This is a genomic window from Nocardiopsis sp. TNDT3 (assembly GCF_003427465.1).
In the GTDB taxonomy this organism is placed as follows: Bacteria; Actinomycetota; Actinomycetes; order Streptosporangiales; family Streptosporangiaceae; genus Nocardiopsis; species Nocardiopsis dassonvillei.
In genome coordinates, this window is the sequence record NZ_QPFC01000347.1 from 1 (window position 1) to 17,706 (window position 17,706).

At 67.7% G+C, this 17,706-nt stretch carries 3 protein-coding genes and 3 pseudogenes; 4 read left to right on the forward strand and 2 right to left on the reverse strand.

Features of this window, described 5'->3' with window-relative positions; translation table 11 throughout:
- Positions 1–1,219: 1,219 nt before the first annotated feature.
- A pseudogene (locus DQW06_RS29870) lies at positions 1,220–1,579 on the forward strand (hypothetical protein); the annotation flags it as partial.
- 219 nt (positions 1,580–1,798) lie between these two features.
- Here DQW06_RS29870 and DQW06_RS09295 read toward each other — a convergent pair.
- A pseudogene (locus tag DQW06_RS09295) lies at positions 1,799–7,450 on the reverse strand (type IV secretion protein Rhs); the annotation flags it as partial.
- Between the two features lie 160 nt (positions 7,451–7,610).
- Entirely contained in the window at positions 7,611–11,105 is a 3,495-nt protein-coding gene (locus DQW06_RS09300; RefSeq protein WP_117198297.1) for a LamG-like jellyroll fold domain-containing protein, read from the reverse strand.
- Positions 11,106–12,031: 926 nt separating this feature from the next.
- On the opposite strand from DQW06_RS09300, the gene DQW06_RS09305 reads away from it, so the two are divergent.
- The 3 genes and pseudogenes from DQW06_RS09305 (at position 12,032) to DQW06_RS09315 (ending at position 17,670) form a co-directional block, all read left to right on the forward strand.
- Positions 12,032–13,030, forward strand: coding sequence for an acyltransferase family protein (locus tag DQW06_RS09305; RefSeq protein ID WP_370449066.1), 999 nt, complete (start codon positions 12,032–12,034; stop codon positions 13,028–13,030).
- Positions 13,031–13,265: 235 nt separating this feature from the next.
- A pseudogene (locus tag DQW06_RS09310) lies at positions 13,266–14,897 on the forward strand (glycoside hydrolase family 10 protein); the annotation flags it as partial.
- Positions 14,898–15,273: 376 nt separating this feature from the next.
- Positions 15,274–17,670: a GH92 family glycosyl hydrolase gene (locus DQW06_RS09315; protein WP_232832987.1), complete on the forward strand. Its 2,397-nt coding sequence runs from the start codon at positions 15,274–15,276 to the stop codon at positions 17,668–17,670.
- Positions 17,671–17,706 lie beyond the last annotated feature (36 nt).

Below are 17,706 nucleotides of genomic sequence, written 5' to 3' on the forward strand. Positions count from 1 at the left end.
CGCCTGCCCCGCCCCAGTACGGCCCCCTCCGGCCGCATCTTCAGGGCTAGCCAACCTCAACTCCCAAATACCGCCAGATAAATCGCCTTGAGGGCATACCAGAGAAAGCTGGCAGAAAACAAGGCGAGAACAGCCGTAGCCAGGTTCCTCTGAAAGCGGTACGCGCCCCCCCTCTTCGACTCCTGCCTCCGACCAGCCCTTCGAAACGACCATCCATGGCATCGAAAAATTTATCAAAGTGCCTATGATTCAGCCAGGCCAGAAGAGCAAGGAAGACAGAGAGAAAGACGATAAGGGCAATTTCACACCATATCCCACCCACCACAAGCCAGAAAAAGGAGGATTACTGAAACACAGAAGCCGAGGCCGCGAGTCCACAAGCCAACACAGACAGAGGAAGCCAACGGGCTTCTGAAAGAAAACGCACGAGACTTTCCTAACCAGGCCCCACTGCCCTCCCGCACCACCACCGTCTCGCTCGCGCGCTCGGAGGAAATCATAGTCTCCGTGTCCAATGCGGAATTCCAGGCCACTTCTACCCGCCAAATAAGTGACCGCCTGAGAACCGACCGCTCGCGTTGACTCCAAGCACCACCGATGCGCAATCACCTTCACTAGGAAGACTACAGCCGAGCATCACTGTGCTCACAGCTATGCTGCTTGAAGTCCTCAAACAACACCCCCTAGCCAAATACTCCAGCAAGCACCATTAAGGATAGAACAACAACAATGGAAAAAAGGGAAATGATCGAAATAGTAACCAGCCTTGGCGGATTTACGCCTTTACTCTGCGCAATCACATGCAGCAGCATTGCCAACGAAGCGACGGCAGCCAACAGAAGTACGAGCCTCTCCAAACAAACCTCCACCAATCAAATAAGAGCCAGTCAATTAGTCCCAGGTTAAATTTCATCGCGACACTGCTTAAAATTCGCCCGGACGCATAGCGGAACAGTTTTCGCCACAGTTAGCCACGAGCATAGTCACCATCGCTCGCCAGAACTGCATCTTAAATCCACCAGACGCAACCACCTAATGGATTTCATGACAAATCGTAGACCACGCAGGCAAAGGTAGATCCTGCTGCAACAACTCCCCAGAATATTCCCCAGGCACCCAAGCCTGGAGGACCTCCCATGGACGCAGCCGCCAAAGTTCCAAAACCAATCGTCCCCATGACAGCTCCGACTCCTACACAGAGACTCGGCTTGTCATCGTCTTGGGTGTTATAGCATTCATACGCAGGATCAGAACAGTCAATTGGCTCGGGCCCGGATGGGTTGTCAGTAGGTTCAGGGAGATCGGACCCAACAGACATAGTCGAAACTCTTCGGTATTCAGCAGACCCACCTTCAGCACGAACCGCCGTGGCCCTCACCGCTTCCCGACGCCGTGCCTGCTGCTCCTGTGCCTGACGGCGGGCAGCATTTCGACGTTTCTCCGCAGCGACCCTCGCCGCCCTCTCACGCGCAGCCTTCACCGCGGCCGCCTTACGCGCCGCAGCTGCCCTCGCGGCCGCCGCCCTCTTCGCAGCCGCGATCTTGGCGGCGCGGATCTGAGCAGCCCTGATCTTAGCGGCGCGAATCTGCGCGGCACGAATCTGCGCCGCACGGATCGCGGCCTGGCGAATGCGGTACGCCCGGATCGCGGCCAGACGGGCCTGGTAAGCGCGGATCGCGGCCTGGCGGGCCTGGTACACGGCCCACCTCCGGGCCTGCGCGAAGGCCTTCCTCAGGAACAGACCGTCGGGGTCGGTGAAGGACACCGGGTTGTTGTTGGAGTAGGAGTACCCGTGCATCTGCTCGGGGTCGCTGAAGTCCACGACCGGGTCCGGAGAGATGAACGACCCCAGTTCCGGTGCGTAGGAGCGCGCCCCGAGCCGGGTCAGGCCGACCTGTTCGTCAATGACTCCGCCGACGAACCCGCGCGAGTTGGGCCAGTCCCCTCCGACGCTTCCGCGGTCTCCGCCGAAAGCGGTGAACCTGCGCCGGATCGTTTCCCCGGTGAGGGAGTCCATGGCGAGCTGGCCGGTCTTGTGGTGGTCGGAGAAGATCCAGTGCACCCTGCCGTCGTTGGAGCGGCTGGCGACGACTTCACCGGCGTGCTCATAGAGGCGGGTGGACTGCGAGATCAGGTCTTCCTTGTCGTACTTGATCTCCATGCCGGGCAGGAACAGCGTGACCACACCGCCGTCGTCACGGATCAGCCGCTCGCCCTCGGCGTCGTAGACGAACTCCGAGGTGTTCTGGCCCTCGTGGATGGCCGCGAGCTGGCCCTCGGCGTCCCACTCCAGCGTCTGTGTGCGGTTGCCGTCCTGCCTGGAGGCCATGTTCCCGGCCTCGTCGTAGGTGTAGGTCGCGGTTCCGCCAGCACCGTTGGAGTCCACCCGGGTCACCGCGTGCGGGCGCTCCTCCCCCGCCCCGGGACGCTGGTAGGTCCTCTCGACGTCGCTGCCGTCGACGAATCCGTGGCGGGTCTCGGTGAGGCGGTTGCCGAGGTCGTCGTAGGTGTAACTGTTCCAGTACGGCGCGGCGCCGCCCATGGCCTCCTGGGACGGGGTGGTGTCACAGGCCTGGTCACCGCTGGCTGACGTCGTCCACTCGTTGGTGAGGCGGCGCATGTCGTCGTAGGCGAAGCACTGCACGTCCGGCAGCAGCCCCTGGGCCGTGGGTTCGTCCCGGATGCTCAGCACATTGCCGGCCGCGTCGTAGGAGTAGGTCTGGTCGACCAGTGTCCCGTGGCCGATCTCGTGGCTCACCCGCGCGGTGAGGAGCCGCTGGGTGCCCGGGTCGTAGTCTCGCGTGGACCAGGTGGACTTGGCCTGGGTCGATCCGTCGTTGCGGTGGTGCCACCGCTGCATGATCTGCCCGCGGGACGAGTACGACGTTTCGTGGACGTAATCGAGCGTCTCCACTCCTTCGAGCGAGCCAGCCACCGAGACCGGCAGGCCCAGCTCATTGTAGGTGTAGCGGACGAACTCGCGGGGCAGCCCCCCTGCCGCGGGCAGTGTCTCCGTCTCGATGGTGCCGTCGGCGTTGTAGGTGCTCCGGAACCGGTAGGACCCGCTCAGAGCCCCGTACTCCGGTGCGGAGGGGATGCTGATCGTCGTCGCGAGCGGCCGGCCCATGGCGTCGTAGGCGGCGACGGACGTGCTGTACTGCAGTCCGTCGGCGTGCCGGGTGGCACGGGTCAGCTCTCCCTTGGCGACGGAGTCGAAGGTCCACGAGGCGAGCAGGGGACCGTTGACTCCGCCCTCCCGCTGCTCGGTCTTACGGCCGAGTTCGTCGTAGGCGTAGACGACCGTCTCGTCCCGGGCGTCGGTCCGGGCCACCATGCGGTCAGCGGAGTCGTAGACGAACGTGGTCGTGCCCCGGTCGGGCTCGTCGGTACGAACCTTGCGCCCCCGCAGGTCGTAGTGGTTGCGCCAGACGTTGCCCGCCTCGTCGGTCACCGTCTCCACCTGCCCCGCCGGGGTGTGGGTGTAGGTCAGAGCGGTGTAGTCGGCTTCGGGGGTGTCGCCCTGGTGCTGGCGCACCTCGATGGTCTGGCCGCGCGCGTTCTTGATCGTGGTGGTGGGGATGGCGCCCGGAGCCGGTGTGACCAGTTGGCGGTCACCGCGGTCCTCGGAAGAGGTCCGCCACAGCTCTTGGCCGTTGGACATGGTCAGGACCTCGGTCGGGCGCTCCGCGCCGTCGTAGACCGTCTGGGTGTACCGGGGGATGAGGTCGTCGTTGCCGCCGGGCACGCCGTTGTTGCCGGGCACGAAGATGTCCTGCGTAGGCGCCTCGTCGTTGGTGTAGGCGTGGCGTTCCTTGACCTTCAGACCGCGGCTGTCGTAGAAGGTGTCGGTGATCAGGCGTCTGCCGCCCACACCGGGCTCCTGACGCTGGCGTTCACGCAGCAGCCCGTCGTAGATCTGGTAGGTCGAGGAGTAGCCGCCCTCGTTGTTGCGGGTGTGGGTCGCCACCACCGTGGGGGCGTCGTCGCGCACGTGGTACTCGAACCGCGTCGCCGGATCGTCATCGGACTTCTTCAGGTCGGGAGTCCATACCGCGGTCAGGCGTCCCAGGGGGTCGTAGGTCATGTCACTGCGGTTGCCGTTGGCGTCGATCTCCGCCACGGGAAGCCCGCGTGCGGGATCGAAGTGCTCGGTGGTGGTGTGGCCGAGCGGGTTGGTGGTGGTGACGGTGGTCGGCGCACCACCGGGCACGGTGGTCGTGTAGTCCGTCTCGGTGACGTTGCCGAGCGCGTCGGTCTCGGAGACGGTGCGCCCGTAGGCGTCGTGTTCCCTCTCCTGCACGACCTGGTAGGTGGGGGTGGAGCCGTCGTACTCCATGACCCGTTGGGAGCTGGTCTCCAGTCCGACGGTGGGGGCGTCTCCGAAGCCGCCTCCGTCGAAGAGGGAGCGCTCGTCGCTGATCACGTCGTCGGGGTAGGCGGGAGTCGTCCCGCAGCCGACCGCGACCTTCTCCGTGCGGGTGACGGTGTCCAGGATCCTGCGACCGGTGTTGTCCGCGTAGGTGTAGCGGGTGCACTGGTCGTCGTCGGCGTCGTCGAGGTCACCGTGGTCGTGGGTCTGGGTGATGCGGCCCAGGGAGTCGTACTCCGCGCTCTCCCTGCTACGCATCCATCCGTCGCCGACTGCCGTGTACTGGGTGCTGGAGGCCATCCCCGTCATACGGGACTCGAGAGTGCCCCACGAGTAGGTCCGCTCACCGGTGACCCGGCTCCAGGGCAGGGAGATGGTCTTCTCCACGACGTCCCCGCCGGGTCCGTTGAACGTGGCCTCCTCCAGCGTGAACCCGTTGTACTGGTTGAGGTCGGTGTGCTCGCCGCCCGCTGAGTCGGTCACCGTGGCGGTTCGGGTCCCGTTGGGCAGGCGGTCGCCGTGCATGCCGCGGAAGAAGCGGTGTTCGGTCGCTGACCGGGTGGCGTTGGCATCGCCTTCGATGACGCGGACATGCGCGTATCCGCGCCAGTCGGACCAGGTGCGACGCTCGTCGCGCACGAACCCGTCTGCGTCCTGGTAACGCCAGGCGGCGTCGCCCAGGTACTCGTAGGCGGTGATGAGGTCCGGCTGTGCGGTGACCAGGTCGTGCTCACTGACCTGGGTCACCACGTACTTGTGGAACCAGTCGGTGTACTCGCCCTTGCCGTCCGCGGTGCTGTTCACGACCGGGAAGCAGCGGGTGCCGTTGGTGTGCGGGTCCGGGAAGTCCCCGGTGTCGCACTCACCACCGGCGTAGCTGATGTCGGTCTGGGAGCCGCTCTCGGTGAGGATCTTCGTGATCCGCCACTTCAGCATGGGGGCGAAGCCGTCGTCCTGGGTGTCGACCCTGTTCTCGAACTGGGTGCCGCCGAACTCCAGCGTGGGCATGGAGGCGGTGTCGCCCACGTGACCGGTGTGGGAGATCGACTGCAACCACAGGTCCGGCGGGGTGCCGTCGCCGTTCGCGGGGTAGACGTGTTCCAGCTCCCAGGAGTCGACGTTGCCGTAGGCGGAGCCGTCGTGGACCTGGGTGGTGATGGAGTCCAGCTTCTTGCGGGTCCAGAAGGTCGGGGAGAGTTTGTTGGTGCAGTTCTGCCCCTGCGCGCAGTGCCGGTCGAAGGGGGCGTCCGGCCAGTGTCTGGCGTTGCCGCTGGTGAACTTGTCCTCGGCGCAGTCGAAGCCGTCCGTGGGGATGCAGCGCTCGCTGACCGCGAAGTTGACCCGGGCGGGAGCGGTGGCGTGGACGTCGTCGGAACGCAGACCGTAGTTGATACGGCGCAGGTACCCGCCCCGGTCGTAGACCGTGGGGGAGTTGGCCTGCCCGTTGCGGCCGTAGTAGTTGCGCTCCTTGGTGTACTGGTAGGTCATCACGTTGCCGTGCGCGTCCACCACGTAGTCCAGGTTCCACCGCCATGCCTGCTGGCACCAGGAGTTGGCGAAGCTGGAACCGTTGCAGGGCTGACCCGAGTTCCGGCCGAACACCGGCACCGTCCACGCCGAGTTCGTCTCGGCATCGCCGCTGCCGTAGCCGGGAAGCCGGTTCATCCCGAAGTAGTACTGGGTGCCGTCCGTGGTGGTGATGCGCCAGTACTCGCCGTCGTTGTCGCCGTTGGTGGTGCCGGTGAGCCGCTCGATGCGGGACGCGTCGTCGTGGCGCATCCGCCACGTTCCGTCCTCGTCCAGGAACATCTCGCCGGAGCGGCCGTTCAGCGAGAACGTGGCGTTGTGCCGGGACCAGCACAGGTCCCCGGTCTTGGCCGAGTCCGGCTGACTGTCGGCGCAGGGAACGTACTTGCGCTCGATGAAGCCGGGGTTGTAGTCGAAGCCCTCACCGATCCAGGACGTCTGGTTGTTGGAGGAGGAGACCCTGCCGTCCACGGAGGCCGAGGAGTAGCCCAGTTCGATGCCCGGGGTCAGGTCACCGGCGACGGGGGGTGTGTCGACGGGGTAGCTCCAGGAGAAACTGCCCGTCTGGAGACCGACGTCCCAGCTCGACGTGGCGGACAGGTCGGTGGCCTGGTAGTCGCCTCGGGGGCCCTCCTCCTCTGCGGCCGCGGCCAGGAGCATGCCCTCTCCGCCCAGGGCGGGCACGGTCCCGGTGAGCGTCTGGGCGTCGGTGTCGTTGTCCGTGGTGAACGTGTGCGGAGCACGGTCCTGGCACTCGACGGAGTCGTCGAGGAGACAGGTGTCGACCTCGACCAAGTCGAGGCGGCCCCCGTAGTCACCGCCGTAGGCGTTGGCGAAGTCGGAGTAGTCGACCGTCAGGTCGACCGGGCCTACACCGGCCTCGTCGTCGGTCCGGGTCACACGGAGAAGCAGCCCTTCGATCCCCGCTTCCTCGGCCGCGGAGCGGTCGAGGACCTCCACCTGGACGGATTCGACGCTGCTGACCGCCGGATCGGTTTCCTCCGCCTCTTCGGGGGAGGATTCAGTTGTATTCTCCGCTTCGGGTGCGCTGCCGGTTTCCGCTTCCGGCTCTAGGCTCTCCGGCTGTTCCTGCCCCGCGTCCGAACCCTCCTCAGAACGCGCGGGCGCGTCCCCCTCTTGCTGAGGGTCTTCCTCGTCCTCGGAAGCTCCGGTGTCGACGTAGTCCTCGGCTACTTCTTCAACCCACGTTTCTTGGGCCTCGTCGGAGACCTGGGCGACCGTGACCAGGTCATCGACGACCTGGAGGTCGGTTCCAGGGTCGGCGAGTCCGGTTTCGCCGACGTCACCGGTCGGCCAACTGGCCTCCAGGGGCTCGGTCAGAGCTGCGTCAGTAGCCGTGTCCTCGGTCGAGGGCGCGTCGAGGGCTCCGGCGATGTCCTGTCCCGGAACGGACGCCTCGTCCTCCACCTCGGGGCGGGTGTTGAAGGTGAGCGAGGACGCGGGAGCGGCCTGGAGGAGGCTGCCGACCAGGACCAGAGTCGCGGCATAGGTCATCGGCCTCTTGATGAAACGGATGACACGGCTGTTGGCCATGGTGCGAGCTTGTGGACGCGAGGGCTTTTCCTGGTCCGGCTCGGGTGTTCTCGCAGCGGAGTTGGACGCGTTCGGGGGCAGGTCGGACACGGCGTGCCTTTCTGACAGCGGCCGAAGCACAAGGGGGATGAGGGCGAGGACGCGGGGAGCGGTCTACCGCTTAGAGCCTGGGGACCGGCGCGATTCCTTCCCTGACTGCGAGGATCTCGTGTTCGTCGAACACGCCCTGGTACAGGAAGACGTCGCTGATGTCTCCGGCCCAGGCATCGGAGAGCTGCTGCTCGAAGCGTCCGCCGCCGATGACGACCGGACCGTTGGCGTGCCAGGCGTCAGGCACCTCAGCCGTGCCCTGCTCGACACCGTCGAGGTAGAAGGTGGTGGTCCGCGAGGTGTGGTCGTAGGTTCCGACCAGGTGGGTCCAACGCCCGAACTCGGCGTGCTGATCGGATCTCGCCCGGTGCCAACCCGAAGCTCCCGCGGTGTCCGAAGGCGGATTCTTCAGCATCCACTGGTGGGAATCTGCTGTGTACTGGTAGCCCAGGTAGAAGCCGCTGTGATGAACGCCGTCCTGGGAGACCGCCGTGGAGTTGTGTCCGACCTCGTCCAGACGGACCCACGCCGCGACGCTGTAACTGCGGTCGGTACGGATGGCCGGGCCTTCGGTCGTGATGCGTTCGGGGACGGCTGGGTTCAGGCTGACGCCAGGAGCGAACGTGACGTCGTTGAGGGCCTTATTCCAAGCGGTCAGGGGGTCGCCGTGCAGGGTTGCGCCAAGACCGTGGTCGGAGGAGTCCGCGGCGAGGGCGCCGTCGGTCTCGTCCAGTTGCCAGCGGCCTTCCAGCGCGATGGGGCGGTTGGCCAGGGTCCAGACCTCTGAACGCGCCTCGGTGTCCTCCCCCGTGACCTCGTCGGTGACCACCCGGTCCCAGACCCGTACGTCGTCGATGGCTCCGGACCAGGCGTCGTAGAACTGACCCCGGTACCTGGCGCCTCCGATCACCAGAGGGCCTTGAGCGTTCCACGGGGACTCCTGGACCACCTCGCCCTGGCGTACTCCGTCGACGTAGAGGACGAGCTGACCGGTCTCTGGATCGTGGGTTCCCAACAGATGGGTCCACACCCCCGTCTCAGCGGGCTCATTCGAGTAGACGCGGCGGGAGATACTGGTCTCGTCTCCGTCGAAGGGGGCCTGCTTGAACACCCAGTTGCCCTCGGCAGTGTGGTTGTAGCCGAGGTAGAAGCCGCTGTGCCGTTCACCGTCCTGTGACACGGCCGTGTGGTTGCCTGTGGCCTCGTCCAGACGCACCCACGCCGACACCGAGAACGCGCCACTGGTGTCGACCACCGGTGCGTCGGTACGGGCGTGGCCCCCGTCCGCCGTGGCCAGGCTGGTGCCTTCCAGTTGGTAGCGGCCCTGTCGGACACCGCCCACTCGGCCTCGCGTCCAGCCGGTGTCACCACTGGCCGTGGCCGTCCTGTCTGGGTCCGCCGCGTCAACGGCGGTTCCCCCTGTGCCTTCGTCGAGGGTGAAGCGGGAGATCGGGGCGCTCGGGGGCGCGACCAGGAAGTAGTACGCGAGCTCGCACGGAGACGAGTTGCCGTAGGCGTCGACAGTGCTGGCGTAGATCATGTTCGCCCCGCTACGGCTGGGCGTGATCGGGATCGTGGCGCTGGCCCCCGGCTCACCGAGCTTCACCTCGGTCGTGCACGAGGTGTCATTGAGGCTGTAGTAGTACGAAGCCGCCTGTTCGACGCCGTTGTTGGAGAAGGTGAAGTCGCCGGTGCGTCCGGCGCTGCCGTGCAGCGCGTCGTCGGCCGGGTAGTCGGTGGAGGCCACGATGGGACCGGTGTCGGGCTTGGATGTGTCGATCTTGATCCAGCACCAGTCCGACCACGGGTAGCCCCACTCGGTCTCGTCGTGTGCGATCGCCCGGTATCCCAACACCTCGCCCTCGGGAAGTCCGGTGGCGGTCACCGCGCGTTCGGAGCCCTCAGGCCAGTAGCCCACGTCGGCGTAGGAGGAGTCGGCGTACTCACGAGGTTCGGTGCCGTTGACCCGCCACTCCACACGCAGCTTGAGCTTCTGGCCGCCCCAGGCGGCGCGCGCGTCGTAGTCGCGGACGGTGGCGCGGAACGTGACGGTGGTGTTGTTGATCAGTCGCGGGTTGTCCTGGTCCGTAGAGCACACTCCGCCAAGGGAGTCGGACATGCTGGAGGTGGCCACCTGGGAGGGCGTGTTGTTGTAGTTGATCACCAGCACGGGCGGCTTACCGTCGATGTCGATGCGCCGCCAGGCGGAGTTCGAGGTTTCGTCGCGTTCCTTCAGGCGCAGGTAGACGTAGGACTCGTCGTTGTCCGCGCCCCACTGATAGGCCTCGGTGGCGTCGAACTCCGTACCGCGGTCGGACGGGCAGGCGGCCCAGCCATCCCTGATGTTCCGTGTGTCGAGCAGAGTCCTCGCGGTGGGTTGGTTGTTCCAGGTCGTCCTGTTCGTGAAGCGGTCCACTCGGTGCAGCTCCACGTAGGAGTTGCTGTTGCAGGTGGAGGCCCACTCCACCTCGACGCGCATCGTGGCCGAGTGGATCGTGGTGGTGTCCTGCTTGATGCGTCCCGGAACGGAGAACTGGAAGAACGCGCGGCGGGTGTACGTGCCGGTGTGGTCGGAGTAGCGGCCCACACCGACATTGTCGATCTTCTTGTTGTGGTTGGCCTGGTCCGGGTAGGCCTTGTCGACATAGGCCCAGTTGAGGCGGCTGGCGCTGACCGAGGGGTCGATGTAGAGCGGGAACTCGGTGTCCTCCCCGGTGAGTAGCCCCTGGTCCGGGATGAGACGGATGGAGTCAACGCCGATCTCGGTCTCGACCAAAGCTGTGCGGGATCCCGTGGTCGGCGCCAGGAGCGGGTTCTCACCGGCAGCCTCGTCCTGGCCGGTGGAGTCCCACATCGCCGGGGCCTGGGCTGTGAAGACGCTCTGGCCGCCCTCGTCACCGATGGCCTCGATGTTGCCGTGTTCGTCGGCGACGACGCTCACCCCGGTGGCGTCCAGGGGGAGTTCGAGTTCGGCCAGTTCCGGGGAGGCGGCGGCCTCGGGGGTGTGCACGACCAGGACCTGGGTGAAGCCCTCCACCCCGGCGGTCAGGACCAGGTCCACGTCCGGCAGCACGTCGGCGTAGGTGGCCTGGTCGCCGTCCAGGGTCGGCGTGGGCAGTTCCGCGACCCAGTCGAGCGCGACGCTGTTCGAGCCGATACCGATCCGGGCCATCGGGGCGTCGCCGCCGCCGGAGAAGGCGATGTCCATGCCCGCCGCCCTGGGTCGGACGAGACCGTCGTCGCCGGCGACCAGGGTGGTGTCCACGTCCACCCAGCCACCCCCGGAACGAACCCGAACGGGGATCGCGGAGACCTCGGCGGTGAAGGTGCCGTCGGGGTTGGCGAAGTGCTGGGTCTTCTCGTCCGTCAGGGACGGGATCTCCACCGGCTCCCCGGTCTGCTCCGCCAGCGCGAGCGCGTCGAACTCCTCGTTCCCGCTCTGCGTGCCTTCGCTGCTGGGCGATGTGGACTCGTCGTCGGCCGCGGCGGGTACCGCGGTCAGGAGTGACAGGGCCAGAGTGGCAGCGGTGGTCACCGCCGCTACCCGGGTCAAGGGGGAGAGCATGGGGGATGCCTGTCTTGTGTTGTCGTGGTGGAACACCGTTCCCCGAGGGACAGGGACACAGTTTCTTCAAACCGGACAGAAAGCTACTAGTCACTCTGATGAGGGCACAAGGCACACGAGAGTTTTATTGTTCGCCCCAACGAAGTCAGACCTCCACTCGAACAGGTTGACATGGGCGCAAACCTCGTTGGCCGGATCCGGCCAACGGGTTCTCGTCCCGAGGACACCGTCCTCGCGGGCACGCTGTCCTTCACCCTGTGGTCGCAGGTGCGAATACTGCTGATTCTCTACAAAGCCGCAGTTCACGGTCTGTTTTTCTGCGGGTTCGAGAGCGAGGGCCGCTACCGGGAAACCGACGTGTCCTCGCCCAGGCCAGCTTTGAGGACAGTGCCCGGCATTCTCGGGAGTACCCGTCCATGTCGCCTACGCAGCCACCGGCACCTCGTGGACGCGCTCGCGACAGTCCTGGAACCAGCCCTGCTTCTCGACGGCGACCGCGTCCAAGGTGGCCGGGGAGAGTTCTCCATGGGTGGGGAAGCTCTCAGTCCGCTTCCGGAGAGTCCTGGACCGAGACGAGTCTCGACCAACGCGGTGGAACGAGGTGTGCCCATCAGACAGGTGAGGGGCAGAGGCGGCCCGAGCAGGGGTTCCCCATCAACAGCGATGGCGAGCTCCCCGTCGGGCAGCGAAGGTCACCGGGAGAAATACCGCTTTCTTCCCGTGGTAGAAAAAATTCCATGCCAGCCAGAAGTAGCATTCCGGGCCACGAGGTCGGGAGTCCCTCGCAGGACCTGCCGCCCGGAGTGCCACAGCCGTGGGACCCCGCCGCGCCCACCTCCTCACCAGCGCCGACGGAGTCAACGGCCCCCGCCAGTTCGGACGGCGCAGCCCAGCGAAGCACCCGTCCCCCGGCGCGCGATTCCCACTTGGACAACGCCAAATTCCTCCTCATCACGCTGGTGGTGGTGGGACACGCCATCGAGCCCCTGCTCGACCAGGGAGCGGCACGGGCGCTGTACTACTGGATCTACTTCTTCCACATGCCCGCGTTCATCCTCGTCAGCGGATATCTGGCGCGCTCGTTCGACGGCTCGCCCGCACGTGTCGAGAAGCTGGTCCTGTCCGTCGCCGTGCCCTATCTGGTCTTCTGGGGCATCCATAAGGGGATCTACACGGTCGAAGGCGGTGAGCTGCCCGAAACGCTGTCCCCACTGGAGCCGACCTGGACCCTGTGGTTCCTGATCGCCCTCTTCGTGTGGCGGCTGAGTGTGCCGGTGTGGCAACGCCTCAAATATCCGGTGCTCATCGCCGTGCTGATCTCGCTTTTCGCCGCATCGGTGGAACTGGGAACGACGATGTCCCTGGGCAGGGTGCTCAGTTTCCTGCCGTTCTTCGTGCTGGGCCTGTGCCTGCGGCGAGAGCACTTCGCGCTTCTGGCGCGCACACGGGTACGCGTCGTCGCGCTCGTGTTCCTGGCCTCGACCGTGCTCCTGGCTGTTCCTCTGGCCGAGCGGTTGGACAAGGACTGGTTGTACTGGGTCCACAGTCTGACCGACCGCGCCATCGATCCGCTGCTCCCGAGTGTCCTCATCCGTCTGGGCCTCATGGGGCTGGCTCTCCTCATGACCGCGGCGTTCTTAGCCCTGGTTCCGCGACGCCGCACGTGGTTCACCGACGCTGGTCGGCACACGATGTACGTGTTCCTCTGGCATTCGGTCGCCTTCATCCTGCTCAAGGCATCGCCCTGGTACGACTCCATCGACGGTGAGAAGGGGCTGGTGGTCACCGTCCTCATAGGGCTGGCGCTCGTCCCGCTGTTGTCCTCGTCGTGGGTTCGGCGCTCCACCCACTGGGTGGTGGAACCGAAGGCCGGACGACTTCTGCGCGAGGACGTTTCCCGGAGCGGCCTCTCCAGCGGTTCCTGACGCGGCTGGAACCGGACCGAGGAGACGAGGCGTCGTGGGGCTCCGGGACAGATCGGCACCACGCGGCTCCCGCGACACATCGGTATCAACCTGACGTAGGAGTCTTGCATCTGCCCGGCAAATCATGAAGGTTTTCTCCTAGGGCAGACCCGGACGCCGCGCGCGGTGACCGCACCGGAGCGCGTCCCTTCCGGCTGCTCGCTGTCCGCACGACAGAAGCCGGAAGGAGCCCACGTTGGCGAAACCGCACCGGAACCGTCCCGCTCATCCGCCCGCCCGGGGGGCGGGCCGCGCCTCCCGAGCCGTCGCCCTCGCGGCGGTGCTCACCGCGTCGCTGCTCCACGCGCCGCACGCGGCGGCCGCACCGGCCGTCCCGGCGACGAACACCTCCGCCGAGCCGTGCGCGGTCGATCCGCAGGCGCCGCCCAAGCGGCAGATGCGCGCCGAGTGGATCTCCTCGGTGGTCAACATCGACTGGCCCAGCGAGCAGGGCCTCTCACCCGAGGCCCAGCGGGCCGAGCTGATCGACCTGTACGACCGGGCGAAGGCCGACGGGCTCAACGCCGTGTTCGTGCAGATCCGGCCGACCGCCGACGCGTTCTGGCCCTCCCCGCACGAGCCCTGGTCGGAGTGGCTCACCGGCACGCAGGGCACCGACCCCGGCTACGACCCGCTGGCGTTCGCGGTCGAGGAGGCGCACGCCCGCAACCTGGAGTTCCACGGCTGGTTCAACCCCTACCGGGTGGCCATGCACGACGACCCCTCGCGCCTGGTGGCCGACCACCCGGCGCGGGTCAACCCGGACTGGGTGTTCGCCTACGGCGGCAAGCTCTACTACGACCCGGGCATCCCCGAGGTGCGCGCGTTCGTCGTCGAGGCGATGATGCACGCGGTCGAGAACTACGACCTGGACGGCGTCCACTTCGACGACTACTTCTACCCCTACCCGGTGGCGGGCGAGACCGTGCCCGACCAGGACACGTTCGCCGAGTACGGCGGAGAGTTCGGCGACATCGGGGACTGGCGGCGCGACAACGTCAACCGCATGGTCCAGGAGATGGACGAGGCGGTGCACGCCGCCAAGCCGCACGTGAAGTTCGGCATCAGCCCGTTCGGGATCTGGCGCAACGACACCAGCGACCCGAACGGCTCCGACACCGGCGGGTTCGAGTCCTACAGCCAGATCTACGCCGACAGCCGCAGGTGGGTGCGCGAGGGCTGGGTGGACTACATCAACCCGCAGGTCTACTGGGAGATCGGCCTGCCCGTGGCCGACTACGCGGTGCTCGTCCCCTGGTGGGAGCAGGTCACCGAGGGCACCGACGTACACCTCTACATCGGCCAGGCCGCCTACAAGGTCGGCAACGCGGGCGCCTGGTCCGACCCGGACGAACTCTCCCGGCACCTGGACCTGAACCGCGAGTACCCGGGCGTGGACGGGGACGTCTACTTCAGCGCGAACTCGCTGCGCACCAACGCCAGGGACGCCATGGACGTCGTGGTCGAACAGCACTACGCCAACCCCGCCCTGATCCCGGTCAAGGAGGACCTGGGCGGGGCCGCTCCCGCACCGCCGGTGGTCACCGCCGCCGCCCGGGCCGACGGCGGCACCGAGCTGACCATCCGCCCCGGACGCGGCGGCAGGCCCGCCTACTACGCGGTCTACGCGCTGGAGGGCGCGCCCGGACGGCAGGAGGTCCCCTGCGACGTGCAGGACCCGCGCGCCATGGTCGGTACGGTGCGCGCGGCCGAGGACGGTGGCGAGACGGTCTTCACCGCGCCCGGCGGCGGTGACGTGACCTACTACGTGACCGCCCTGGACCGGCTGCACCACGAGAGCACGACGAGCAACCCGAGGCACGTGCCCCGCGGCCGTCCCCCTTCGGACCTCGAACCCCGACCATCACCCGCGCACGCCTCGAACCGCGACCCCTCCTCCGCCCGGGGGACGGACAGCACCCCCGCGGCGCCCCCGCGGACCGGCGCTGCCGCGGTCTCCTCCCCCGTTTCCGTCTCCGCACACCACCGTCCCCGCTCCGGACCCGCGCCCGCGCCGCCGCGGTCCGCACCGTGGTCGGTCCGTGACACCACGGCGACGGACCGGCGAAGAACGCGCCAACTCCCCCGCCAGGACCTGGCCACGGCGCGCACCGCTGGGCCAGACTCGCCGGGACCGTTCGCTCCCCCGCTAAGGACCGCAGAGGATGACCCTCCCTCCACGCTCCCCCCGTCTCCTATCTCCGATGCTCGCCCTCGCCGTCGGCGCCGCCCTGCTCTCCCCCGCACCGGCGGCCTCCGCGTCGCCGCTCCCGGCCGAGACGGCCCGGGCCGTGGCCTCGCCCGTCGACCACGTGGACCCGTTCATCGGCTCCACGAACGGCGGCAACACCTACCCCGGTGCGGTCCGGCCGTTCGGGATGATCTCCTGGAGCCCGACCACCACCCGCGGGGACCAGACCGACACCGGCGCGGCCAACGGCTACTCCTACGACGTCACGCGGGTGCGGGGCTTCGCCCTGACCCACGTCAACGGCGCCGGGTGCCACCCCGGTGCCGCCGGTGACGTGCCGATCATGCCGGTCACCGTGCCCGTGGAGAGTTCGCCCAGCGCCGACACCCGCGACGAGGTGTACGCGAGCGACTTCGGCCACGCCGACGAGTCCGCCTCCCCCGGCCGCTACACGGTGACCCTGGAGAACGGGGTGCGCACGGACCTGAGCGTCACCGACCGGGCCGGTGCCGGGGAGTTCGACTTCCCCGAGGACACCCCCGCCAGCCTGCTCTTCCGCACCTCCAACTCGCTCAACGGCAGTGAGGACGCCGACATCCGCATCGACGCGGAGGCCCGCACGGTGAGCGGTTCGGTGCTCACCGGCGCCTTCTGCGGACAGCGCGCCAACGGCGGCGAGAACAACCGGAACTCCTACTACCGGCTGCACTTCACCGCGCACTTCGACACCCCCTTCACCGAGGTGGGCACGTGGGAGGACGGCGAGCTGAAGCCGGGGGCCACCACCGCCTCCGGGGGTGAGGGCTACGTCCGCGACCAGCGGCGGGGCCGAGGCTCGGGCGGCTACGTCTCCTTCCCCGAGGGCTCCGACGTGGGCGTGCGCGTGGGCATCTCCTACGTCAGCGCGGAGAACGCCGAGGCCAACCTCGCCGCCGAGATCGCCCCCGGGCAGAGCGTGGACGCGGTGGCCGCGTCGGCGCGCGAGGCCTGGAACCGGCGCCTGCGCGCGATCAGGGTCGGCGGCGGCACCGACGACCAGCGCACCGCCTTCTACACGGCGCTGTACCACTCCCTGCTCCAGCCCAACCTGGTGAGCGACGTCGACGGCCGCTACCCGGGCATGGACGGCGAGGCGCACCGCGTGGCGGACGGACAGGACGCCCAGTACACGAACTTCTCCGGCTGGGACCAGTACCGCGCGCAGGTCCAGCTGCTCGCGCTGCTGGAGCCCGGGGTGGCCGGGGACTTCGCGCAGTCCCTGCTCAACTTCTCCGAGCAGAACGGGGGCGTGTGGGACCGCTGGGTGCACATCAACGGGCCCACGCACGTGATGACGGGCGACCCCTCGGCCGCGACGCTGGCGACGTTCGCCGCGATGGGCGTGGACGGTTTCGACGCCGAGGCCGCCTACGCGTCCCTGCGGGCCCAGGCCACCGAGCCGCACCCCGACGGCCTGTCCGACGCCGGGTGCCCGGGCCAGTGCGAGGGCCAGCGCCCGAACCTGGAGCGCTACCTCGAACTCCACTACGCGCCGCAGGACGACTGCCACTGCTGGGGCGGGGCCGCGGAGACGCTGGAGGCCTCCGTGGCCGACAACGCGCTCGCCCAGTGGGCGGAGCGTCTGGGGCGCGGGGACGACGCCGCGATGTTCGCCGAGCGCGGCGGGTACTGGCGCAACGTCTACAACCCGGAGGCCACACCGGAGGCGGGCTACGCGCAGGCGCGCGACGCCGACGGGTCCTGGGTGACGCCCTTCGACCCCGGGCGCGACACCGGGTTCGCGCAGGGCACGAGCGCGACCTACACGTGGATGGTGCCGCACGACGTCGGCGGCCTGGCCGAGGCGATGGGCGGCCGGGAGACCGCGGCCGAGCGCCTGGACGGATTCTTCCGCACGCCCGACGGCGCGTGGTCGGTGGGTGGCGGCGATCCGCTGCGCTACGACCCCACCAACGAGCCGGGCATCCACGCTCCGTGGATGTACAACGCGCTCGGGCAGCCCTGGAAGACCCAGGAGACGGTGCGCGAGATCGTGGACACCCAGTACGGGACGGGGCCGGGCGGCCTGCCCGGCAACGACGACCTGGGCACGATGTCGGCCTGGTACGTGTTCTCGGCCCTGGGTCTGTTCCCGCAGGCGCCGGGGCGCGGCGAGCTTCTGCTGTCGGCTCCGGTGTTCTCCTACGCCAGGATCGCGCCGAGCGGGCGCGAGCCGATCACCGTGGTCGCCCCGAACGCCGGGCCGGACACGCCCTACATCGGTTCGGTGCGCCTGGACGGGCGGGAGCACACGCGCTCCTGGCTGCCGGAGTCCTTCCTCAGCGAGGGCGGGCGGGTCACGCACGTGCTGGTCGGCGAGCCCAACACGGAGTGGGCGACCGCTCCGGAGGACCTGCCGGTCGACCACTGAGGACGCGGGCGTGCGCCGCGCTCTCAAGTGCGGCGC